Genomic DNA, 23,986 nt, shown 5'->3' with positions numbered 1-23,986 from the left:
CTCAATCCGCAAAGACGATGCGCGATGCGCGGCGGCGCTTTTGCAGCCAGCCAATGACGCCGGAGCGCAGGCGATGCACGAACTTGTCCCAACCCGTCGGGTTGTGGATGACATCGGCGCGATAGAAGGACGGGCAAAGAACTGCCGCTTCCGAAACCTCGCCGCAATTGCCGCAACCAACGCAGGAATTGTCGATGGCCGCGACCGGATCGTCCTTCAGCGGATCGTCGGTGTGCTTCACGGAAAGCGACGGACAGCCCGACAGGCGGATACAGGCATGATCGCCAGTACACACATCCTCATCGACACCGAAACGCTGCTTGACCATCCGCTTGCCGTCCTTGACCGCCTTGGCGAATTGCGGCTTCACGCGGCGCTGCTTGTTGAGCATGCATTCCGACGACGCCACAATGATCTTCGGGCCTTTTTCTTCCGTCGTCAGCGCTTCCTTCAGCGTGTCGCGCATCTTTGCAACGTCATAGGTGTGATCGATCTGGCGGACCCAGCCCGCACCAATCCCCTTGACCGCATCGACAATGGAATTGTTGGTCTTGCGGCGCGGATTGCTCGCTCTGGAGGACATAACGTCCTGACCGCCCGTCGCCGACGAATAGTAATTGTCGACCACGAGGATGACGCCATCCTGCTTGTTGAAAACGGCATTGCCGACCGAAGTGGCAAGCCCATTGTGCCAGAAACCGCCGTCACCCATAACCGAAATGGAACGCTTGCCAGCAGGCACATTGAAAGCGGAAGCCGAGGCCGGACCAAGGCCGTAACCCATGGTGGTGCCGCCGAGATTGAACGGCGGCAGAATGGAAAAGAGGTGGCAGCCGATATCGGCTGAAACGTGATGCTCGCCCAGCTCCTTTTCCACCAGCTTCATGGCGGCGAAAATCGGTCGTTCCGGGCAACCGGTGCAAAAACCGGCAGGGCGCGGCGGGACCACTTCGGCCAGCGCCTTGACGCGCGCATCGGCCAAAACTGGCGATGGATCGGGCAGCGGCGGACGGTTGCCGAGCAATTGCGGCGCATGCGCATCGAAGAATGCCGTCAGGCCCTTCAAGAGCACAGGCGTTGTGTATTCGCCATCCAGCGGCAGCACATCCTTGCCGGACAGTTTTGTCTGGATATCGCGGCGGCGCAGCAGCGTATGCAGCGCCTGCTCGATATATTCAGGCGCGCCTTCTTCCAGCATCACCACGGCTTTCTTGCCGGCAACGAAGTCGATGACTTCATCGTCTATCATCGGATAGGCGACATTCATCACATAGAGAGGAACCCGGCTTTCACCGTAAACATCTGCCAGCCCCATTTGCTGCAAGGCCCGCATGGCGCTGTTGTAAAGCCCGCCTTGCAGGATGATGCCGACATCGCCCTCTTCGGGGCCAAAATATTCATTGAGACGATTGGCTTTGACGAACTCGACGGCTGCGGGCCAGCGCTTTTCGAGCTTTTCCTTCTCGTGCAGGAAAGATGCAGGCGGCAGGACGATGCGATTGACGTCGCGCCTTGGATTTTCCAGCGCTTCGGCCAGCGTGTGGGCAGGCCGTTTGTTATCCTTCGCAACAAACTGACCATGCACATGGCAACTGCGGATGCCGACCTGCAGCATGACCGGCGTGTTGGAGGCTTCCGACAATTCGAAACCTTTTTCAACAGCTTCCACGATCGAAGGCAGATTGGGCCGTGGGGTCAAAAGCCACATTTGCGATTTCATCGCATAGGCATGGCTGCGCTCCTGCATGATGGAAGAGCCTTCGCCGTAATCCTCGCCGATGATGACCAGCGCGCCGCCGGTTACACCACCGGAGGCGAGATTGGACAGGGCATCAGAGGCGACATTGGTGCCAGCCGTCGATTTCCACGTAACCGCGCCGCGCACCGGATACATCACCGAGGCGGAAAGCATGGCCGCAGCCGCGGCTTCCGATGCGGACGATTCGAAATGGACGCCCAGATCTTCCATCACGTCCTTCGCATCCGCGAGAACGTCCATCAGATGGGAAATCGGCGAACCCTGATAGCCGCCGACATAGGAAACGCCTGACTGCAGCAGCGCCTTGGTGATGGCGAGAATGCCTTCGCCGCTGAAAATATCGCCTTCGCCGAGCTTCAGATCCTCGACCTCACGGGCGAATGAGCGCTCCGCCATGACAATTCCCCTTTTCCGTTCGCCGGAATATCAATTCATTTGCATCAGCATATTTTCTAATTCTAAACTGTGTCAATAGTGGTTTTTGGCCGGATTATAATTATTGCATTTGCATATATCAGTTTGACGCCATGTTACCCTCTTCTCAAACAGCATGGAAAATAAGCTGATTTTTTGCTTGACGTACCGAAGCTCCCAATTATATTTTAAGCTTAAAATAATTAACCGGCTCCGTTCGGCAAATATCGGTCGGCAGCATATCGGAAAGGGAACTCAACATGCGTATCGTGTGTATTGGAGGAGGTCCGGCCGGCCTTTATTTCGGCCTTCTGATGAAGAAGCTTCATCCAGAGCATGACATTACGGTCGTGGAGCGGAACCGCGCCTATGACACGTTCGGCTGGGGCGTGGTGTTTTCCGACGCGACCATGGAATCGATGAAGGTCTGGGACCCGGAAAGTGCGGCCGAAATTCAGGACGCCTTCAATCACTGGGACGATATCGAGGTGCTATTCAAGGGCACGCGCCAGCGCACCAGCGGTCATGGCTTTGTCGGCATCGGGCGCAAGCGTCTGCTCAACATTCTTCAGGCGCGCTGCGAAGCGCTGGACGTGAAGCTTCAGTTCGAAACCGACGTGGAAAGCGATCTCGATTTCCCCGACGCCGATCTCATCATCGCTTCGGACGGCCTGAACTCCCGCATCCGCAATCGCTATGAGGATGTGTTCGAACCCGATCTGATCGTCCGACCCAATCGCTACATCTGGCTTGGCACGGAAAAGCTGTTCGACGCCTTTACCTTCGATTTCCGCAAGACCGATCACGGCTGGTTCCAGGCGCATATCTACAAGTTCGACGACAAGACCTCGACCTTCATCATCGAAACGACCGAGGAAGCCTATCAGGCGCATGGCCTGGACCAGATGGACCAGACTGCATCCATCGATTTCTGCGAGAAGCTTTTTGCGGAAACGCTTGAAGGCGCGCCGTTGATGACCAATGCGCGCCATATGCGCGGCTCGGCATGGCTGAACTTCAACCGCCTGATTTGCGGAAAGTGGAGCCACTTCAACGGCAATTCCCACGTGGTGTTGATGGGCGATGCTGCCCATACCGCGCATTTCGCCATCGGATCGGGCACCAAACTTGCTATCGACGACGCGATTGAACTGGCCAACCAGTTCCAGAAGCTCGGCCACGGCAAGGAAGGTATACCGGAAGTCCTGCATGCCTATGAAGAAATCCGCCGCGTCGATGTTGCTCGCATCCAGAACGCTGCGCGCAACGCCATGGAATGGTTCGAGGTCGTAGGCCAACGTTATGCCGACACGCTGGAACCGGAACAGTTCATGTATTCCATGCTGACGCGTTCGCAGCGCATCAGCCACGAAAATCTGCGCCTGCGCGACAAGGATTGGCTGGAAGGCTATGAGCGCTGGTTTGCCCGCAAGCAGGGGCTGAACGTGACGGACGACGAGCGTTGCCTGCCACCGATGTTCACGCCCTATACGCTGCGCGGCGTGACGCTGCCAAACCGCATCGTCGTGTCGCCAATGGCAATGTATTCCGCAACCGACGGCCTGATCGACGATTTCCATATGGTCCATCTTGGCAGTCGCGCCATGGGCGGTGCCGGATTGGTCTTTGCCGAAATGACCTGCGTATCGCCCGATGCGCGGATTACTCCCGGCTGTCTCGGCATCTGGAACGATGCACAGGCCGAAGGCTGGAAGCGCGTTGTCGATTTCGTCCACAGCAACAGCAATGCCAAAGTTGCCATGCAGATCGGCCATGCCGGACGTAAAGGTGCAACCAAGCTTGCTTGGGAAGGGATCGACCAGCCTCTGGACGATGGTGCGTGGCCGCTGCTGTCCGCTTCCGCCCTTCCCTATCTCAAGAACAGCCAGACGCCGAAGGCGATGGACCGCGCCGACATGGATCGGGTGAAAGCGGACTTCGTCGCCGCCACCAAACGCGCGGCGGAAGCTGGCGTCGATTGGCTCGAACTGCACTGTGCGCATGGCTATCTTCTGTCGAGCTTCCTCTCGCCGCTCACCAACCGGCGCGAGGACGAATATGGCGGCAGCTATGAAAACCGTGCGCGTTATCCGCTGGAAGTCTTCCATGCGGTCCGCGAAGTCTGGCCGCAGGATAAGCCGATCTCGGTTCGCCTTTCCTGCCACGACTGGTTCGAAGGCGGCAACACGCCGGAAGATGCCGCCATCTTTGCGGATATGTTCAAGGCCGCAGGCGCCGATCTGATCGACTGTTCGTCGGGTCAGGTCTGGAAGGAAGAAAAGCCGGTTTATGGCCGTCTGTTCCAGACCCCGTTTTCCGACAAGATCCGCAACGAAATCCACATTCCGACGATTGCCGTCGGCGCGATTTCGGAAGCCGATCATGCGAATTCGATCATCGCGGCAGGACGTGCCGATCTCTGCGCTGTGGCACGCCCGCATCTTGCCGATCCGTCATGGGCGCTGCATGAGGCGGCGAAAATCGGCATCAACTCCATCGCATGGCCGAAGCAATATCGTTCCGCCAAGTATCAGTATGAAGCCAATCTCGCCCGCGCCGCCGCTGCGCCGCAAGGTGCGAAGTAACGGAGATTGCGATGAACGATCCGGCTGTTGGCCTTGCCCTTTCCGGCAAACATGCGCTGGTCACCGGTGCCGGTAGCGGCATCGGCGCCGCTATTGCCGTCGGTCTTGCGCGCGCCGGGGCCAATGTGACCCTGGCGGGCCGTCGCCGCGAACCGCTGGAAGCAACCGCCGCCCTGTTGGACTGGCAGCGATGCTTCATTGCCGATGGTTTTGATGTGACAAACCGCGAAGCCATTGAGACCGGCCTGAACGGCGCGCGCGCCGCTTTCGGGCCTGTCAGCATTCTTGTTAATAATGCCGGGGAAGCGCCGAGTGCACCTTTCGAGAAAACCAGTCTCGACATGTGGAGCCGCGTTCTCGACGTTGATCTCACCGGCGTCTTCAATGTGACGCAGGCGACCCTTGATGACATTAAGGCGGGCGGCAAGAGCGGACGCATCATCAATATCGCGTCGACGGCGGGGTTGAGCGGTTATTCCTATGTCTCGGCCTATTGCGCTGCAAAGCACGGGGTCGTCGGGTTGACCAGAGCGCTGGCGCTGGAACTGGCCCGTAAGGGCGTGACGGTCAATGCCGTGTGTCCGGGCTTTACCGATACACCGATCATTGCTCGTTCGATCCAGGCCATTGTCGCGAAGACCGGACGGTCGGAGGACGATGTTCTGGCAGAATTCGTCAAGGCGAACCCGCAGGGACGCCTGATACAGCCGGAGGAAGTGGCTGAAACCGTGCTGTGGCTCACATCGCCCGGCGCGCAATCGATAACTGGACAGGCGATAGCAATCGCCGGTGGGGAGGTAATGGCAGGATGAACGACGGCACAATTTCGATGGCGAGTAATCTGAAGCCTTTCAAGGATTATCAGGCCGAGCATTTTCTGTGGCAGACCAGCGAAGACGGGCGCGTTGCAACGCTGACCCTGAACCGCCCGGACCGCAAAAATCCGCTGACATTCGAAAGCTATGCCGAGCTTCGCGACCTGTTTCGCAATCTCGTCTATGCCTCCGACGTGCGCACCATCGTGCTGACCGGCGCTGGCGGAAACTTCTCGTCGGGCGGCGATGTGTTCGAGATCATTGAACCGCTGACCAAGATGGCGATGCCCGACCTTCTGGCTTTCACGCGCATGACGGGCGATGTCGTCAAGGCCATGCGTAAATGTCCGCAGCAGATCATTGCCGCCGTTGACGGCATTTGCGCCGGGGCTGGCGCTATTCTGGCCATGGCATCGGATTTGCGTATCGCGACTCCGGAATCCAAGACGGCGTTCCTGTTTACACGCGTCGGCCTTGCCGGTGCCGATATGGGCGCATGCGGCATTCTCCCGCGACTGATCGGTCAGGGCCGCGCATCGGAACTGCTTTATACCGGCCGTTTCATGAGCGCTGACGAAGGCGAGCGCTGGGGCTTCTTCAACGCACTGCATCCGCAGGGCGATTTGCTCGGTAAGGCCGAAGCGCTGGCACGCAATATTGCCGACGGTCCATGGTTTGCGCATGGCATGACCAAAACCATGCTCAATCAGGAATGGGCAATGGGCATTGAAGAACTGGTGGAATCGGAAGCGCAGGCGCAGGCCATCTGCATGGCGACGCAGGATTTCCGCCGCGCCTTCGAGGCTTTTGCAGCCAAGCAGAAGCCCGTTTTCGAGGGGAACTGACCCATGGATAGTTTTGCAGCACTGCCGCTCAAGCGGGAGTATCTCGACTGGCCGTTTTTTGAGAAAACCCATACCGACTGGGCCGCAAAACTCGATGCCTTTGCGGCAAGCCCGGTGCTTGCCGATGTCGATCACAGCGACACGGACAATGCCTGTCGCGCTTTGGTGAAAGCGCTTGGCCAAGCCGGACTGCTGGAAGCAGCCGTCAGCCTAACGGGCGGCGAAGGGATCGATTCCCGCAAGCTTTGCATCGCCCGCGAGACACTGGCTTATCATGACGGTCTGGCCGATTTCGCCTTTGCCATGCAGGGCCTGGGCACTGGCGCGATCAGCCTCACCGGATCGGACGAGCTCAAGCAAGCCGTGCTGCCGAAAGTGGCAAACGGCGAATGGATTTCGGCCTTTGCACTGTCGGAAAAACTGGCAGGGTCCGATGTGGCTGCAATGAGCTGCGCAGCCATTGCCGATGGCGACCATTATGTGCTCGATGGTGAAAAGACCTGGATTTCCAATGGCGGCATCGCCGATGTCTACACCGTGTTTGCCCGCACGGGCGAAGCGCCCGGCACGCGAGGCATTTCGGCCTTTGTCGTTTTCGCCACCGATCCCGGCTTTTCCATCGCGGAGCGCATCGATGTGATCGCGCCGCATCCGCTGGCCACGATCCGCTTCGACAATTGCCGCATTCCCGCCAGCCGTCGCCTCGGTGCGCCGGGCGAAGGATTCAAGATCGCTATGCGCACGCTCGATATTTTCCGCGCATCGGTTGCGGCAGCAGCACTTGGCTTTGCGCGCCGTGGTGCCAGCGAGGCGCTGTCCCATGCACGGACGCGCCCAATGTTCGGCGGCGCATTGGCCGACTTGCAGCTAACGCAAGCCACACTTGGCGACATGGCGACCGATATCGATGCCGCAGCGCTTCTCACCTATCGCGCGGCGTGGCGGCGCGACGTTCAGAAACTGAACACAACCAAGGAAGCCGCCATGGCCAAGATGGTGGCGACGGAAAACGCCCAGCACACCATCGACAAGGCCGTGCAGATGTTTGGCGGTCGCGGCGTGAAAAGCGGCGAAATCGTTGAGCGGCTTTATCGCGAGATACGTGCGCTTCGCATCTACGAAGGTGCGACGGAAGTGCAGAAACTCATTATCGCGCGCGAACTGCTGAAGGCTAACTAAAGCCCGTCACCGCACGCATTTTCTGGAGATATAACATGCATAAGACACTTCAGCCGCAAGGCTGGGCCCGCCCCATCGGATATGCCAACGGCGTTGAAGCGCGTGGGCGCACCGTGTTTATCGGTGGCCAGATCGGCTGGAACGAACAGCAACAATTCGAGACCGACGATTTCGTCGAACAGACCGAGCAGACATTGAAGAACATTGTAGCCATTCTGGCGGAAGCTGGCGGCAGGCCGGAACACATCGCCTCCATGACCTGGTACTTCACCGACAAGGCTGAATATAACGCCAATCTGAAAGGCATCGGCCGCGCCTATCGCGATGTGATTGGCAAGCACTTCCCCGCAATGGCGGCAGTGCAGGTCGTCGCGCTGGTCGAGGACCGGGCCAAGATCGAAATACAGGCTTTTGCCGTTATACCGGACTGAGACCGCCATGGCCGATAGACGCGAATTCTCCCCCACTGTGACAGGTGAAATTGTCGACGGCATTCTTGTCGTTACGGTCGACAGCCCGCCGGTCAATGCCACATCAGCCGACGTGCGCAAAGGTTTTGCCGCAGCCATTCGTCATGCTTCTGCCGACGCGGCGATCCGCGCGACTGTGCTGAGCGGTGCGGGCAAGATCTTCATCGGCGGGGCGGATATTCGCGAATTCGGCAAGCCGCCGGTCGAACCGACATTGCCGGATGTCATCACCATCATCGAAAGCGCCGACAAGCCGGTAGTGGCCGCGATCAACGGCGCCGCTTTGGGTGGCGGGCTTGAGGTAGCGCTCGCAGCCCACGCCCGTATCGCATCGCCCAGCGCCTCCTTTGCCTTGCCGGAAGTTAAGCTTGGGATCGTGCCCGGTGCGGGCGGTACCCAGCGTCTGCCCCGGCTGATCGGGCTGCTCGCAGCACTCGACATGACCGCCACAGGCCGCCAGATTGCCCCCGAAGAAGCGCAGCAACTGGGCCTGATCGACCAGATGTCGAGCGGCGATCTTGTGGCCGACGCCATCAAGCTTGCCAATGCGCTGGTCGGCACGCCCTTGCGCCGGACCGGCAATTTAACCGTTAGCACACCCGATGCCGCCGCTTTCGAACAGGCCAAGGCCAAAATCCTGAAAAAGGCGCGCGGCGCGACCGCCCCCGGTGAAGCGGCGCGGCTCGTTCAGCTCTCGACAACGACCTCGATTGCCGAAGGACTGGCCGAAGAACGCACAACCTTCATTCGTCTGCGCGACAGCGCGGAAGCAGCCGCCTTGCGGCATCTGTTCTTCGCCGAACGTGCCGCTGGAAAAGTGGAAGGCATTGAGGCAAAGCCTCGACCGCTTTCCACCATCGGCATTGCCGGGACCGGCCTGATGGGGTCGGGCATCGCCGTCGCCTGTCTTGCTGCTGGCTATAAGGTCATCGGTTATGAAACGACTGCGGAAGCAGCCGCGAAGGGCCACGCGCGGATTACCGATATGATCCAGAAGGCGGTCGATACCCGCAGGCTTTCTACCGAGGCCGCCGAAACGCAACGTGCGAAACTCAGCGTCAGCGCCGATATGGCTGCGCTCGCCGAAGCCGATCTCGTTATTGAAGCTGTGTTCGATGATTTCACCGTCAAGGCATCGCTGTTCCGTGAGCTCGACGCCCTGCTGCCCCGGTCAACAATTCTGGCCACCAATACCAGCTATCTCAATCCGGATGAGCTGACGGCCGTCACGGATCGCCCTGACAGGGTATTGGGCCTGCATTTCTTCTCGCCAGCCAACATCATGCGGCTTTTGGAAGTGGTACGATGCGCGGAAACGTCTGACGAGACGCTGGCAACCGGCATCGCCTTTGCGCGCAAGATCAAGAAGCTACCCATCGTCACCGGTGTCTGTGAGGGATTTATCGGCAACCGGATGTTTTCGGCCTACCGCACGGAAGGCGAAAAAATGCTGGCAGAGGGTGCCTATCCCGAAGACATCGATCGCGCCATGGAAAGCTATGGCTTTGCGATGGGCCTGTTTGCGGTTAACGACATGGCTGGGCTGGAAATCGCCTGGGCACGGCGCAAGAGAGCGGCGGCAAGCCGCGACCCCAACCTTCCCTATTTCGATGTTGCCGACAAATTATGCGAAGCCGGGCGTTTTGGACGCAAGGCCGGCCTCGGCTGGTATCGCTATACGGATGGTGCTTGCGCCAGCGACCCGGACGTCCACACGCTGATCGACGACTACCGTGCGCGCCACGCCATTGTTCCCCGCAGTTTCAGCGACGAAGCGATCATGCAGCGCCTGCTCGCCGCCATGGCGGATGAAGGACAATCCTTGCTTGAAGAAGGCATTGCGCGCCATTCCGATGACATCGATCTCGTTCTGGTCAATGGATACGGCTTTCCGTCGATCAAGGGTGGACCGATGTTCGCAGCACGTCAGATTGGAGAAACCCGATGAACGAAGCTTTCATCTGCGATTATATCCGCACCCCCATAGGGCGTTTCGGCGGGGCGTTGTCCAGCGTCCGCACGGACGATCTTGCCGCTACTCCGCTCAAGGCACTTGTCGAGCGCAATCCTGCGCTGGATTGCGAAGCGATCGAGGACGTGATTTTCGGCTGCGCCAATCAGGCGGGGGAAGATAACCGCAATGTTGCCCGTATGGCGACACTGCTTGCCGGTTTTCCCGTTACCGCCACCGGTACGACGGTCAACAGGCTTTGCGGTTCCGGGATGGATGCCGTGCTCGTCGCCGCACGCGCCATTCGTGCGGGTGAAGCAGAGCTCATGATTGCGGGCGGTGTGGAAAGTATGAGCCGTGCGCCCTTTGTCTTACCGAAAGCAGACAGCCCGTTCTCGCGCCGTGCGGAAATCCACGATACGACAATTGGCTGGCGCTTCGTCAATCCGGTAATGAAAGCGCAATACGGCATCGACTCCATGCCGGAGACCGGCGATCATGTGGCTGTCGATTACGCGGTCACGCGCGCCGATCAGGATGAATTTGCCTTGCGCAGCCAGAAGAAGGCCGCGACGGCACAACGTAATGGTCGACTGGCGCAGGAAATCACGCCCGTTTCCATCCCTCAGCGCAAGGGCGATCCCGTGGTCGTCAGTGCCGACGAACATCCGCGTGAAACGACCTTGGATGCGCTGGCCAAACTGAAACCAATCAACCGGCTGGAAGGCGCGACCGTTACAGCCGGCAATGCGTCAGGCGTCAATGATGGAGCGACAGCACTTATCATCGCATCTGAAGCTGCTGCCCGCAAATTCGGCCTCACCCCTATCGCCCGAGTTCTGGGTGGCGCGACAGCGGGCGTTCCTCCACGCATCATGGGTATCGGCCCAGCCCCAGCAAGCCAGAAACTGATGACACGGCTGGGAATAAGGCAGGAGCAGTTCGACATAATCGAACTGAATGAAGCCTTTGCCAGTCAGGGATTGGCCACCTTACGCCTTCTTGGGGTTGCCGACGACGATGTCCGCGTCAATCCGAATGGCGGTGCCATTGCTCTCGGGCATCCGCTCGGCATGTCCGGAGCGCGCATCACCGGCACTGCAGCGCTGGAACTGAAACTCGGCGGCGGTCGCTTTGCGCTTGCCACGATGTGCATCGGTGTCGGGCAAGGCATCGCCATCGCGCTCGAAAGGGTTTAGCGTCCATCGTAACGATCTGCCGTTTTAGAGCGCATCTTTTTCGATGGAAGCAGGATCAGAAATCAGTCCAGTGGACTGATTTCCCTGCATAGGCGTTTCACACTTTTCGGGATGCGCTCTAAAACGGCAGATCCACAGATTCCCGCGCGTCTAACAGAGTTTCTGCAAAAGCCGCTGCGTTGCTTCGATGTCCTGAACCATCAGGCTGCCCGCCTTTTTCGCATCGCCAGTACGAATGGCATCCAGCATTTCGTAATGATAGGCTGAATAAGGGTGGATAATCCCCTTATCCACTTGTTGACGAACGTGATTGGAAAGAAGACGCATATAAGGTCCGAGCCGCAGCCACAGAGTTTCAATCATCTGAGGTAATGTTTCAGATCCCGATAATTCGTAGATCGTGAAATGAAATTCCTGGTTCTTGCGCAGCATCTCATAGATCTTGCCTTCTTGACCGAGAGCTTCGTGCTCCCGCGCAAGTGTGAGACAGCGATCAATGTCTGCAGCATTCATCCGTGGCGTGGCAAGTTCGGTGGCGAGACCTTCAAGGGCAACGCGGACTCGACAAATATCATCCAGCCGCGTTCGTGAAATATCGGGCACACGCGCCGATCCGTTGCGGGCAATTTCCAGTCCGTTTTCCGCCGCAAGCCGTCGCAGCGCCTCGCGTACAGGCATATGGCTCGTGCCGAACTCCGCAGCGAGAGAAGCTATCGTCACGGCCTGCGAGGGCTCGAATGAGCCCCACATCAAAGCTTGGCGAAGCTGTTCGTAGACCCCGTCCTGTACGGTTACGCGCGAGGATACTTTCGACAGACGGGTTTCACCGATCATTTGCTTCAAATCCCTTGTCTCCGTGTTCCCCGGTTATAGCATTTTACAGCCCGATAAGATCACCGGGTGTCGCATAAATACGGTGAAAACAACAGGATGGGGCAGAAATCGACATATAACCGGAAGGGTTAACCTATCGTCAGGCTGTCCAGCGCATCGCACAAGGCTTCCGTTTCCGCCAGGGAGGTCACCGACCCAGGCGAAAACCGCAGAATGCGACTGCGACAATCGCAATAAAAATTTTCGGACTTCAATGCGGTCATTATCGCCATTGCCTTTTCAACGGAGACGGCTTGTGCCATCACACTGCCGCCGCGCTCTTCAGACTTTTCCGGCGAGACCAGCGTCAGCGTAGCGTTGGCAGCGATCCGTTCCACAATCATGCCGGTCGACAGTTCGTTGTGCCGGGCCAGTACATCGACACCCGTCGCGGAAACAAAATCGAGGCCGGGTTGGGAGGCAATTGCCGCCAGCACGGCAGGCGTTCCGTGATCGAAGCGTCGCGCATCGTCGGCATAAGCAAACGTATCGAGATCCCAGGAAAACGGGTTGGGTTGACTGAACCAGCCACGCAATTCCGGCTTGCATGTAGCCAGTAATCCCGGACGCACATAGATGACCCCTGCTCCCGAGCTTCCACAAAGCCATTTGAGAGACGATCCCACCACGACATCTATCTCTCCGACGGAAAAGGGACGAATGCCTACGCCCTGGGTGACATCCGCAACGATGATCGTATCCTGTTGCCTGCCGTGTTTGCAGATCAGGTCCAGATCGACACGCTTCGACGTCGTAGACGACACCCATGTGATCAACGCAATCGCAACATCGCTGCCCCAAGCGTCGATAAAATCCTCGTCACGCACAAAACTCTCGCCCGGTCTCATCGGTACGGTTTCAAGCGTAAATCCGAACCGCGCCTGCAATCCAGCCAGCAAAAAATGCAGACTTGGAAAACAATCCGCCGCAGCCAGAATTCGGCGTCCGCGCAATAGTTCATCAGGCAGTGCACCAATCAGACTGTAAAGGGCCAGCGTCACGTTCTCTGCGGTCGTCATGGATCCCGCAGGAGCGCCAATCAGTTTCTCCCAGCTTCGGATGAAATGCCCGCGCTCCGCCAGCATTGCCGGCCATTGGGAGTCATTTTCTGCTGACCATATATCCGAGTAACGATCGAGTGCCGTTTTCACTTTTTCCGCTTTACCCGGAAAGGTACCTATCGAGTGATAGAGAAAATAACCGCTCATGTTCTGTCTGCCATATTGCTGTTGCCGATGCCGCCGATGAAACCGGAATTGGATCTATCGGACTTTCTCCTTTTTGAAGCGCGCTTCAAGAAGTGCCACAAGGCGCACCAGCGGCAGCAGCAGGATGAGATAGATAAGCGCCGCGCCAATCAACGGTGTCGGGTTGGCATAAAGTGCCTGTGCGTCCTGCGCTTCCTTCAAAAGCTCGGGCAGAGCCACGGTTGACGCCAAGGCGGTGTCCTTGAACATGGACACACAATTGCTTGTGGTCGGCGGAATGATGATACGGATTGCCTGTGGCAAAACCACTTTCCACAGAGTAATCGGGAATGGAATTCCAAGAGCCGAAGCAGCTTCGAACTGGCCGCGCGGTACACTTTCAATACCGGACCGGAACACTTCCGCGGAATATGCCGCCATAACCATGGAAAAAGACATGATAGCGGAGGTCCAGGCGGAAAAGCGTATCCCGATGAATGGCAGTGCATAATAGATCAGGATCAGCACGACCAGAACCGGCATGGCCCGGAATACGTCAATATAGGCAATCGCGAGATAACGCAGCACCTTCGGTCCGTAGATACGGACAATACTGATCAGCAAGCCCGACAGAACACCAAAGAAAATGCTGGCGATACCGATAAGAAACGTGTTGAGCAGGCCGCGTCCGAGCGCCGGCAGGCTCGAAACGAGAACCTCGGTGTTCAGGAAGGTTTCGACGAAAGTCATATTGGCGTCCTTCGCAGGCAAATCCTGGGAGCGCACGACCGGTCAGTTTTGAGAAGTAACGGTCGAAGATGGGCCGATCCTGCAAATGCGGCCCATCTGTCACCACGTCAAAAGATTATGGCTGCGGGATCGATACGACGGTAACCGTCGAGGAATTGGCTGCAGGGTCCGTCCCGAACCACTTTTTGTGAATAGCCGCAGTGGTGCCGTCCTGCTTCATCGCGGTGATTGCGTCATTGAGCTTGCCGAGCAACGGATGGTCCTTCGCCATCATCAGACCGTATTGTTCGCCGGTCTGAATCCGGTCCTTCACGGCATAACCCTTCATTTTGAGAAAGAGATGTTCCATGCCCGGCACGTCAGAAATGACCGCGTCAATACGGCCTGCACCGAGATCAAGAAACAGATCCTGTTGAGAGTTATAGCCCTTGGTGTCGGAGAAGCCTTTGGCTTCCTTGTTTTCCTTGACCCATTTCTCGCCAGTAGAGCCAGAAAGGGCACCGACGGTCTTGCCCTTCAGATCGGCCAGTCCTGTAATGGCACTATCGGCCTTGGTGGCTACCCCGATGTCAGAATCATAATAAGGCTGGGTGAAGGACTGCGATTTCAGGCGTTCAGGCGTGATGGTTATGGACGAAACCGCCACGTCGATACGCCGTGAAGTGGTTGCGGCGAACAGCGCCTGAAACCCGTAATCGGCAATTTCCGGCTCCAGTCCGGCCCGTTTGGCGGCCTCGGTCGCCATGTCGATTTCGAAGCCTTCGAATGTCCCGTCGGCATTCTTCAACTCGAAAGGGGGATTGCTGGGATAAGCACCGATATTGAGCGCGTCGGCAGCCAGAGATGCGGTTGTCATGGCAAAGGCACTCGCAAGGCCTGCCATAGCCAGAAAAGTACGGCGACAGATCATCATATTGTTATTCCCTCTATGGGTCGTTTCTTTTCGGTAGACGTCTCTGACCCTACCAGTGCCGACCTATTTGATTATTTGATCACACGGCATTTTAAGTTTCAACTAAAATCGCATCTGCCTAGTGGATTGAATTTGACGGTTGAATCCCGACTGACACAGATGCTGTTTCAAACGTCAAATTCGAAAAATCCACTAGATACATATACTTGCTAGTGGTTCTTTTGATTCCAACCTTTGCTCAGCGCTTGAGCCGAGGATGCAAATATTGGAATCAGACCACCTGGCAACCGACCGTCACGAGAACGTTGCCAGTCACTCAAAGGGAGCCGAAGAACCGCTGAAGGCGATCCATGGCCTCATTGACACGCGCCAGCGATTGCGAACCGAAGCAGACACGCAAATGCCCTTCGCCGCCCGCTCCGTAAAAGCTCCCCGCCTCCAGGACAACGCCTGCCTCTGTCATGATGCGCTCGGCCATGTCCTGAGACTTGAGACCCAGTGCAGCGATTTTGGGAAAGGCGTAAATCGTGCCTTCTGGCCAGTCGCATGTGACCCCCGACATCTGGTTTAACCGTGATACGACAATGTCGCGTTTCACTTTGTCTTCCGTCACGAGCTCGGCCAATATCTCCTCCGGGCCGGAGACCGCCACCAGCGCGCCCGCCTGAATAAATGTATTCACATGAGTGACGTCGTTGGTCGTGATCTTCAAGATGCCTTCGATCAGATACGGGGGCGCCGTCAGGTAACCGAGTCGCCAGCCATCCATGGCGAAACTCTTGGTGAAAGCAAACATTGAAATCGTTCGCTCCATCATGCCGGGCAACGAAGCGATTGAAACATGGCGCGCACCATCGAACAGTATCTCTTCGTAAACCTCGTCCGAAACCACAACAAGATCGTGACGGCGAGCAATGTTCGCCAGAACTTCCAGTTCCTCGCGACTATAGACCCGTCCTGTGGGGTTACACGGATTAATCAGAACAATCATTTTCGTGCGGGCTGTGATCTTCGGCTCGATCAGTTCCGCCTTGATGGAAAAACGGTCGCTGGCATCCAACGGCGCTAGAACGGGTTTGGCTCCAGCAAGCTCTATCTTGCCGATATGCTGGGGATAATAAGGCTCCAACAGGATTGCCTCATCGCCCGGGTCGAGCAGCGCCATGAAAGCGGCAAAGGACGCGTGAGTCAGCCCGTTGGTAACGACGATATCGGAAGCGGAAACATCCATATCGTTCTTTTCACGCAGGCGGGCGGCCAGCGCTTCGCGCAATTTCGGAATGCCCTGAAAATGCGAGTAGTGGACATCGCCTGCCATCAACGCATTGACCGTCGCCTCTTTGATATGCCGGGGCGTATCGGCATGTGGGCTGCCCAGCTCCATGTGGATGAGGTCACCGGCACCTGCGCCAAGCGCCGCCGCCCGGGCATACATGCCAAAGGACTTTTTGGAGCTATCGGTGATACGTTTGGCAAGGCGGACCATGAATCTATCTCTCCTGTTGTTCTCCGCCTTTGCCCTTCGCCCTGCAGCAATGGTCAAAGCCGGCCTTCCAGCGACTTGATCAGTCGACGCGCTCAAACCAGCACCGCCCTGTTCCGCTGTTCTCACATTTTTTGTTCTGAGCAGGCCGCATGAGTGCGGCATCAACCTGGATCGGTATCCAACGTTCGTACATATCTAAAGATCATTTGATCAAATAAGCAAGTGGAATCTTCCTTGAAAATTTCCGCTCGCACAGAAATAATCTGGAAACCTATAACTAATTGATATTATTTATATTTCGTGCAGATGTCGGCACAAGGACGGGACAAAAATCAGAGCCTTATCGAACAACTGACAATGACTGGACACTATTCTTCGTCGTCTTCCATGAGGTGATTGCCTACCGATTTCTTGACGAGCTTCATATCTCTCAACAACGAAGCGATCGTGTCGCGGTCAACCTCGGCCATCAGGTCACGTAACCAGCTTTCGTGGACCTGTGCCATTTTTGCAAAAACCGCCTGTCCCGAATCGGTCAATCGCGCGACAGTGACGCGCCTGTCGGCACCGGGCGTCTCACGACGGACCAGCCCATCGGCTTCCAGCCGCTCGATTAAACCGGTGATGTTGCCATTGGTCACCATGGTCCGGCGCGAGAGTTCCCCCAACCGTAACCCATCCGGTTCCCGATAAAGCTGCGCAAGAATGTCAAATTGGGGCAGCGTAACGCCAAATTCATTGCGCAGACGGCGGCGGATTTCCTGTGAAACCAGTCTGGTTGTTGCCAGCATACGCAGCCAGAGACGCAGCTCCTGTTTTTCGCCCTCATCGGCTTCAGTGACTATAAATTCGAGGTCCATTATTACTGCCCGATGCATTTCGTTGCGCTGCAATCAACGAGAATTGCCCCAGGCAGCCGATATTTCAAGTCTAAATCAACCTGATCACCGTAGCCCTGCCCTTTATTAGCCAGCAGGTCACGTCAAAACCTTCCCTTAAAGCAATAGAACGTTGAAGAATCCAGTTCTGCGCGCCGCCGACATACGGACTCAGTTTGCTCAGCCACCCAATATTATACTTGAATGCATATATTCAGGTTGCTTTCCCCGATGTTTCATCGCCAGTTGCACAAGGCCATGCCGATCAAAAATTCTTGGCAAACAGGGTTTTGCGACGCGCATTCTTCAGCCGCTGCAAAACTCTCGGAGATTTTTACAAAAGGGATACTTGCAAGAGCATATTCCCTGCCATAGGCTTCGAACCAACGTCCGAAAGAGACCGGTTCATCAAGGACCGTACAATAATGCCGGCGCCGGCTCAGGACGAAATGGGGATTTTATGAACGATACATCTGCTCTTTCAAGTCTCGCGTCCGGACTACTGTCTGGCGCCGTCAAGGTAATTGACATCACCGCACCACTCGGTCCGGATACGCCTGTCCTTTACCTTCCCCCACAATTCGGCAAAAACACGCCTAACGTTAAAGTTCACACCATCAGCCAATACGATCAAGACGGTCCGTTCTGGGCGTGGAACTGGATAGAGCTGGGCGAACACACCGGCACCCATTTCGATGCCCCCTGTCACTGGATCACCGGCAAGGATCACTCCAACAACACCACCGATACGATCCCACCGCAGAACTTCGTTGCTCCCGTAAACGTGATCGACCGTTCCGCACAGGCCGCCGCCGACGCCGATTATCTGCTGACGGTGGACAGCATCAAGGAATGGGAAGCAGAGCATGGCGAAATCGAAGCCGGATCATGGGTTTTGATGCGTACCGATTGGTACAAGCGGAATGGTTCGGTCGATACATTTCTGAATGCCGATGAAAACGGCCCACATTCTCCAGGGCCAACGGTTGAAGCAATCGAGTATCTGCTTTCCAAAGGCATCATCGGCTGGGGCCAGGAAACAGTCGGTACGGATGCAGGATCCGCAGGAGCCATGACCCCCCCGTTTCCAGCACACAATCTTATGCACAAGGCAAACCGATACGGACTGGCAAGCCTGAGTAACCTCGACCAACTGCCTGCCAAGGGTGCGATCCTGATCGCAGCACCCCTGAAGTTCGTGAAGGGCACAGGCTCACCAGTCCGTGCGCTCGCACTCGTCGTCTAGAGCATTTCCAGCAAAAGTGCGAAGCGGTTTTGCGTAGGATAATGCGACGAAACAAATACTTAGAGCGGTTCCAGCGACTCCGTTTTAACTGGAACCGCTCTAGGAAAAATCGATCGGACATTAGCCTCTGCGGCACGGCAAGGTTCCACACCAAGCCATGAAGCGTTAGCATCGACGCTCTTCGCTCTCGTACTGATCGGGCTTGACGATATCGCTTCTGCAAGAAACAGGGTGCCGATTGGCCCTATTGGCACCCTAAGAAATACATTGAGGTGTTCTGCGATCCGCACGAACTGACCGTGCTCATTTCAATCGCTCCGCACGGTACTAAAATCCGATATGTTCAGATTTAAAACCGAACAACCAGAACTGTCGCCAGACACGACAGACCGGTCCGTCAGTTAGCATGTGAAGGCTACTTTGTTAAATTCAACGTTTTGAATACAAATTGGGGAGAGAATATCTCCTCGACTGCACGGCTATCGCAAATTTCTGAATGAAGCGACGCAAGTTACAAGGCCAATAACCAATATTTTATTCGTCGCGATAACTAATACCAAAACTCGATGAGTTTGAAACATCGATTTTTGGTTAAGCCTGTGCGGCGATTGAGCATTTTCAGGGCGTGATGCGTTAGTATCTCAGCGCCCTGTTTTAAGAGTATTGGCTTTATCTTTGGAGAATATTGTTCATGATCGGTCGTGACGCAGTAACCCGCAAAGACACCCTGCAAACCGGCACTCCTTTCTGGGTCAAAACACCAAACTCCACCGTGCAGACAAATCAACACCTACCTTGTAAGTCTTTCGACGTCATTGTGGTCGGAGCGGGCATCTCGGGAGCTTTAATGGCCGAAGCGATGACACGCATTGGAAAAAGCGTACTAATCGTTGACCGGCGACCACCAGTACGGGGCTCGACCTCGGCTTCCACTGCAATGATTCAGCATGAAATCGATATACCTTTGACAAGGTTGCACACTAAAATCGGTGTTGAATCAGCCAATACCGCCTGGCAACGGTCAGCACAGGCAGTTCAGGAGTTGATTCATTTATCGGTCGGATTGAAGCTCAATTGCCAGATGAGTCGCAAGTCAGCGCTTTATCTGGTAGGCAACGAAATGGGAGCGCAAGCACTAGCCAATGAGGCGGCCGCCCGCAACAAAATCGGCATCAAGGCTGATTATCTCAACCATGCTGCACTCATGGAGCGCTTTGGACTAGACCGGCCTGCCGCGATTTTGTCAGACGTTTCCGCATCAGCTAATCCCGCGCAATTGACCGCCGGGCTGTTGCGGGCGGTTCTAAAGCGCAATGCCCAAATCATTTCCCCGGTCGAGATTACCGATATGGCGGAGTTGCCTTCTGGCGTCGCCTTGGCGACACGACGAGGCGAGGTTCTGGCAGCGGAATATGCGGTATTCTGCACCGGTTACGAATATCTGCCTCAGATGGAAGCGAAATCACATAGCATTGCATCTACCTGGGCGCTGTCTTCGAAACCATTGCATAATGTACCAGCGTGGATGCAAGACATGCTCGTCTGGGAAGCTGCAGATCCTTATCTCTACCTGAGAACCGATAAATTCGGACGCATCATCGCCGGTGGGGAGGACGAACAATCACAAAACAGTAACGACGACCCGAAGAAATTGGAAAATAAGGCGACGATCATCGCACGGAAGCTGAATGATCTTATTGGAGTCACGATAGATAAGCCGGACTATATCTGGTCTGCACCCTTTGGCATCACGAAAGACGGCTTGCCGATTATCGACCGTGTTCCAGGATATGAACGCATTTTCGCAGCGATGGGTTTCGGTGGCAACGGTATCACCTTTGCGATGATCGCGTCGCAAAACATCACGGCCGCGATCGCAGGCGAGCCAATTCCTGATGCGGAACTCTTCCGACATCGCTAATACAAAAACGGTGTCGGGCCTCTTAGAGCATAATCCGACCGGAGAGAAACGAGGACGATCAAGATTATTCTTGAAATAGAAGAAGTTAGAGCGCCGATCTGATCCAATCAGATCGAGACGCGCTCTAACGTCGCTCGATCATTATCAGGAAACCACTCTGCTCCCGGCGATATAAGCCGGTGCACAATCTTGCATTATGAAATGATTTACAAACCTGACACATGCCGCATGCTGGGGCGTGCGTCGCGATAACAGGTTAAACTTCTCTTTTCAGCTCATCATGAGCATTGCCCTGTGTTGGAGCATTGACTTTTGTCAGCATCGATGACTAATGTCAGAACCTCCAACGGAAGAACCCATATGCCCGTCCGACCGATTGACCAGATCATCCACAAAGCCGCCTGGCTCTATTACACGCATGGCCTGCGGCAGGATGAAGTTGCCCAGCGGCTCGAAATCTCTCGTGCCTCGATCGCCATGTATCTACGCAAGGCGCGCGAAATGGGAATTGTCACGATCTCTACCTCTTCAGAGCTTTTTTCGGACGATGTTCTGGCCAGGGAATTGGAAGATGCGACAGGTCTGACCTCTGTCTGGCTGGTACCGGAAGACCGCCAGGCGATGGACCCCGCAGCGGAAATGCCGGTGGTCGCCGCTACTGTTTTCCTCGAACTCCTCAACAAGGGCGACCGGGTCGGCGTCGCGTGGGGCCGCACCGTCTATCACATTGCCGACGTGATGCCCTTCGCTGACCTGAGTGGTGTTACCGTCGTCCAGCTCTGCGGCAATCTCGGTGCGCCTTATTCCTACCGGCCAGACCAGTGCACCACGGAAATCGCTCGCCGCCTCAATGCGGAAGGCATCAATTTCTATGCGCCACTCGTGCTTTCGTCCGAGCGCCTTGCCGACGAACTGCGCGGCGAGCCTGTCATCAAGGAGCAGCTCGCGACAATCTCGGATTGCGATCTCGCGCTCTATTCCGTCGGGGGCATCGAGGACGACAGCCATCTAGTCAAATGCGGCGCGCTCTCGGCTGCCGACATGCATGCCATGGGCGAAAAGGGCGCAGCCGGCGTTATTGCCGGCCAGTTGATTGATCGCGATGGCCAGTGGCTGGATTGCAATCACAACCGGCGCTGCATTTCTGCCGATCTCGATTCCATTCGCGCCATCAAGAAGCGCATGCTCGTCGTACAGGAAGACAATAAGTTCGATCCGCTGATAGCCGCGCTGAAGGGCGGCTTTGCCTCCCACCTTGTCGTCACCACTTCGATGGCGCGACGCATTCTGGAGCGTTGGGTCAAGGAAGGACTCGTCAAGAGCGGTTTGGGTAAAGCGTGAAAAAATATTTGGGTCCACCGATGCCGGTCGGACCGGTTTATCGGGAGGCTGAACACCATGGAAAATCTCTGGCGCGACGAAGAGGCGGAAAAAGTCGTTACCGACTATGCCGCAAAGGGCATTAACCGCGATCTCGCACTGCGCACCTATACGACACGGCTTTTAGGCGGAGAGCCAAGGCTGGTACTGCACGGCGGCGGCAACACATCGGTAAAGACCGAGGTAACCGACCTCGTCGGCGATGCTCATGCGGTACTATGCGTCAAGGGCAGCGGCTGGGACATGGGGACGATCGAACCGGCAGGCCTCCCCGCCGTAAAAATCAGTGCGCTCCTCAAAAGCCGCAAGCTCGGAAAACTCTCGGACGAAGACATGGTGACGCTGCTGCGCGCCAATCTGATCGATCCCTCAGCTCCGAACCCGTCGGTGGAAGCACTGCTGCATGCCTTCCTGCCGCACAAATTCGTCGATCACACCCATTCGACTGCCATCCTTGCCATTGCCGACCAGGCGAAGAGCCGGGAGATGAGCGCCGAGTTATTCGGCACGAAGATGGGTTTCGTGCCCTATATCATGCCAGGCTTCGCGCTTGCCAAGGCCGCAGCGGAGGTTTTCGAGCAGGACCCGACAGTCGAAGGTCTTATCCTCGACAAACACGGCATCTTCACGTTCGGCGCGACAGCGAAGGAAGCTTATGACCGGATGATCCACTATGTCACAGTCGCAGAGGATCACGTCAGGAACAACGGTCGCAATCCGTTCACGCCCGCGGCCCTGCCCGCTTCGCTGGCAAGCCCGGGTGACATCGCTTCCATGCTGCGCGGCGCCGTGGCCGTTGATAAGGGAGAAGGCCGCTACGACCGGATGATCAGCGTATTCCGCACGTCTCCGGCCATTCTCGATTTCGTCAACGCGGCCGAGGTCACGGACATGGCGGCGCGCGGCGTGTCCACACCCGACCTTTCCATCCGCATCAAGACCGGACCGATGGTGTTGCCTGCACCTGCCACGGACGACCTTGCCGGTTACCGCGCGGTTATCGATCAGCACGTCGCAGCCTTCGCCGCCGAATATACAGAGTACTTCCACAGCAACGACGGGCGCGACAACGTCAAGCGCACCATGCTTGATCCTATGCCGCGCCTGACATTGGTGCCGGGCCTCGGCATGTTTGGCCATGGCCGGACCTTCAAGGATGCGACCATAGCGAGCGATGTTGGTGAGATGTGGATCGAAGCCGCGCGCGATGCCGAATGCGTCGGTCGTTTTGAACCCGTCAGCCGTCCCGATCTCTTCGACCTCGAATACTGGTCGTTGGAACAGGCAAAGCTCGCGGGCGCGAAGCCGAAGCCATTCACGGGACAGGTCGCGGTCGTCACCGGCGGCGCGGGGGCCATCGGTGCTGCCGTTGTCAAGGCATTCACAGCCGAGGGCGCTCATGTCGTGGCACTCGATCTCGATGGCGAGAAGGCCGCAGCGGCTGCCAAGGCCGCCGGAAATAACTCCATCGGCATTGCCTGCGACATCACCGATCCCGCCTCCGTGCGCGCCGCCTTCGACACGGCGGTCGCTACCTTCGGCGGCGTCGACATCGTCGTTTCCAATGCGGGTGCGGCCTGGGAAAGCCCGATCGCCACGATGGACGACGCGCTGCTGCGCAAGAGTTTCGAGTTGAATTTCTTTGCCCACCAGACCGTCGCACAAAATGCCGTGCGCATCATGAAGGCGCAGAAGACCGGCGGCGTGCTGCTGTTCAATGCCTCCAAGCAGGCAGTCAATCCCGGCGCGAAATTTGGCGCTTACGGATTGCCGAAAGCGGCAACGCTTTTCCTGTCGCGCCAATACGCGCTGGAGCATGGTGCCGACAACATCCGCGTCAATGCCGTCAATGCTGACCGCATCCGCTCCGGCCTGCTGAACGATGAGATGATCGCCAACCGTGCGGCGGCGCGGGGCCTCTCAGTCAAAGAATATATGGGCGGCAACCTGCTCGGTCTCGAAGTGACGGCAGAAGACGTCGCCCGCGCCTTCGTGCACCACGCGCTCGCCGAACGCACGACTGCCGACGTAACCACCGTCGATGGCGGCAACATTGCAGCCGCTATGCGCTGATCCTCCGGGTTGAGGGCAGGCAACTGCCCCTTCCCTCAACCGGCTATACAAAAGGGGCGGCC

18 protein-coding genes are annotated in these 23,986 nt (G+C 56.9%); 11 read left to right on the top strand and 7 right to left on the bottom strand.

The genetic code is table 11. The features are described from left to right. Position 1 precedes the first annotated feature (1 nt). The gene (locus FIB18_RS02380; RefSeq protein ID WP_140019238.1) at positions 2-2,155 is read right to left on the bottom strand and encodes an indolepyruvate ferredoxin oxidoreductase subunit alpha; all 2,154 of its coding nucleotides are present in this window, start codon (positions 2,153-2,155) and stop codon (positions 2-4) included. Positions 2,156-2,433: 278 nt separating this feature from the next. On the opposite strand from FIB18_RS02380, the gene FIB18_RS02375 reads away from it, so the two are divergent. Genes FIB18_RS02375 through pcaF form a run of 7 tightly spaced genes read left to right on the top strand, consistent with a single transcriptional unit; the run spans position 2,434 to position 11,217 of the window. After that, the gene (locus FIB18_RS02375; RefSeq protein ID WP_140019237.1) at positions 2,434-4,758 is read left to right on the top strand and encodes a bifunctional salicylyl-CoA 5-hydroxylase/oxidoreductase; all 2,325 of its coding nucleotides are present in this window, start codon (positions 2,434-2,436) and stop codon (positions 4,756-4,758) included. Between the two features lie 11 nt (positions 4,759-4,769). Further along, on the top strand, positions 4,770-5,570 hold the full coding sequence (locus tag FIB18_RS02370; protein ID WP_140019236.1) for an SDR family NAD(P)-dependent oxidoreductase: 801 nt from the start codon (positions 4,770-4,772) through the stop codon (positions 5,568-5,570). Further along, positions 5,567-6,418 (top strand): enoyl-CoA hydratase family protein, encoded by an 852-nt coding sequence (locus FIB18_RS02365; RefSeq protein ID WP_140019235.1) that lies wholly within the window; start codon positions 5,567-5,569, stop codon positions 6,416-6,418. The genes FIB18_RS02370 and FIB18_RS02365 overlap by 4 nt, the downstream gene beginning before the upstream one ends. 3 nt (positions 6,419-6,421) lie before the next feature. Continuing rightward, positions 6,422-7,597 (top strand): acyl-CoA dehydrogenase family protein, encoded by a 1,176-nt coding sequence (locus tag FIB18_RS02360; RefSeq protein WP_140019234.1) that lies wholly within the window; start codon positions 6,422-6,424, stop codon positions 7,595-7,597. Positions 7,598-7,632: 35 nt separating this feature from the next. Beyond that, positions 7,633-8,028 carry a RidA family protein gene (locus tag FIB18_RS02355; protein ID WP_140019233.1) on the top strand — a complete coding sequence of 132 codons (396 nt, stop codon included), beginning with the start codon at positions 7,633-7,635 and terminating at the stop codon, positions 8,026-8,028. 7 nt (positions 8,029-8,035) lie between these two features. Beyond that, positions 8,036-10,015 carry a 3-hydroxyacyl-CoA dehydrogenase NAD-binding domain-containing protein gene (locus FIB18_RS02350; protein ID WP_140019232.1) on the top strand — a complete coding sequence of 660 codons (1,980 nt, stop codon included), beginning with the start codon at positions 8,036-8,038 and terminating at the stop codon, positions 10,013-10,015. After that, the gene (gene pcaF / locus FIB18_RS02345) at positions 10,012-11,217 is read left to right on the top strand and encodes a 3-oxoadipyl-CoA thiolase (RefSeq protein WP_140019231.1); all 1,206 of its coding nucleotides are present in this window, start codon (positions 10,012-10,014) and stop codon (positions 11,215-11,217) included. Before FIB18_RS02350 ends, pcaF begins: the two co-directional genes overlap by 4 nt. Positions 11,218-11,367: 150 nt before the next feature. On the opposite strand, the gene FIB18_RS02340 is transcribed toward pcaF, so the two are convergent. The 6 genes from FIB18_RS02340 to FIB18_RS02315 form a co-directional block, all read right to left on the bottom strand. Further along, positions 11,368-12,051, bottom strand: a complete 684-nt coding sequence (locus FIB18_RS02340) for a GntR family transcriptional regulator (RefSeq protein ID WP_140019230.1) — start codon at positions 12,049-12,051, stop codon at positions 11,368-11,370. Positions 12,052-12,179: 128 nt separating this feature from the next. Beyond that, entirely contained in the window at positions 12,180-13,298 is a 1,119-nt protein-coding gene (locus FIB18_RS02335; RefSeq protein WP_140019229.1) for an aminotransferase class V-fold PLP-dependent enzyme, read from the bottom strand. 54 nt (positions 13,299-13,352) lie between these two features. Beyond that, positions 13,353-14,027: an amino acid ABC transporter permease gene (locus FIB18_RS02330; RefSeq protein ID WP_140019228.1), complete on the bottom strand. Its 675-nt coding sequence runs from the start codon at positions 14,025-14,027 to the stop codon at positions 13,353-13,355. Positions 14,028-14,142: 115 nt separating this feature from the next. Continuing rightward, the gene (locus tag FIB18_RS02325) at positions 14,143-14,940 is read right to left on the bottom strand and encodes an ABC transporter substrate-binding protein (RefSeq protein WP_140019227.1); all 798 of its coding nucleotides are present in this window, start codon (positions 14,938-14,940) and stop codon (positions 14,143-14,145) included. A gap of 316 nt (positions 14,941-15,256) precedes the next feature. After that, a complete protein-coding gene (locus FIB18_RS02320; protein ID WP_140019226.1) occupies positions 15,257-16,426 on the bottom strand; it encodes a pyridoxal phosphate-dependent aminotransferase in 1,170 nt (389 codons plus the stop codon). Positions 16,427-16,794: 368 nt separating this feature from the next. Then, on the bottom strand, positions 16,795-17,286 hold the full coding sequence (locus FIB18_RS02315; RefSeq protein WP_140019225.1) for a MarR family winged helix-turn-helix transcriptional regulator: 492 nt from the start codon (positions 17,284-17,286) through the stop codon (positions 16,795-16,797). Between the two features lie 478 nt (positions 17,287-17,764). Here FIB18_RS02315 and FIB18_RS02310 point away from each other — a divergent pair, with 478 nt between their 5' ends. The 4 genes from FIB18_RS02310 to FIB18_RS02295 all read left to right on the top strand — a co-directional run bounded on the left by FIB18_RS02310 (position 17,765) and on the right by FIB18_RS02295 (position 23,924). Continuing rightward, positions 17,765-18,550, top strand: a complete 786-nt coding sequence (locus FIB18_RS02310) for a cyclase family protein (RefSeq protein ID WP_140019224.1) — start codon at positions 17,765-17,767, stop codon at positions 18,548-18,550. A 691-nt stretch (positions 18,551-19,241) separates the two neighbouring features. Beyond that, complete coding sequence (locus tag FIB18_RS02305) at positions 19,242-20,471, top strand: NAD(P)/FAD-dependent oxidoreductase (RefSeq protein ID WP_140019223.1); 1,230 nt, start codon at positions 19,242-19,244, stop codon at positions 20,469-20,471. A 324-nt stretch (positions 20,472-20,795) separates the two neighbouring features. Continuing rightward, positions 20,796-21,812, top strand: a complete 1,017-nt coding sequence (locus tag FIB18_RS02300; RefSeq protein ID WP_407921836.1) for a sugar-binding transcriptional regulator — start codon at positions 20,796-20,798, stop codon at positions 21,810-21,812. A 57-nt stretch (positions 21,813-21,869) separates the two neighbouring features. Continuing rightward, positions 21,870-23,924 (top strand): bifunctional aldolase/short-chain dehydrogenase, encoded by a 2,055-nt coding sequence (locus tag FIB18_RS02295; RefSeq protein ID WP_140019221.1) that lies wholly within the window; start codon positions 21,870-21,872, stop codon positions 23,922-23,924. Positions 23,925-23,986: the final 62 nt, after the last annotated feature.

It is taken from the genome of Brucella pecoris, from assembly GCF_006376675.1.
Taxonomy (GTDB): domain Bacteria; phylum Pseudomonadota; class Alphaproteobacteria; order Rhizobiales; family Rhizobiaceae; genus Brucella; species Brucella pecoris.
Note: the sequence above shows the minus strand (reverse complement) of the source record. Positions and strands in the feature narration are given on the sequence as shown.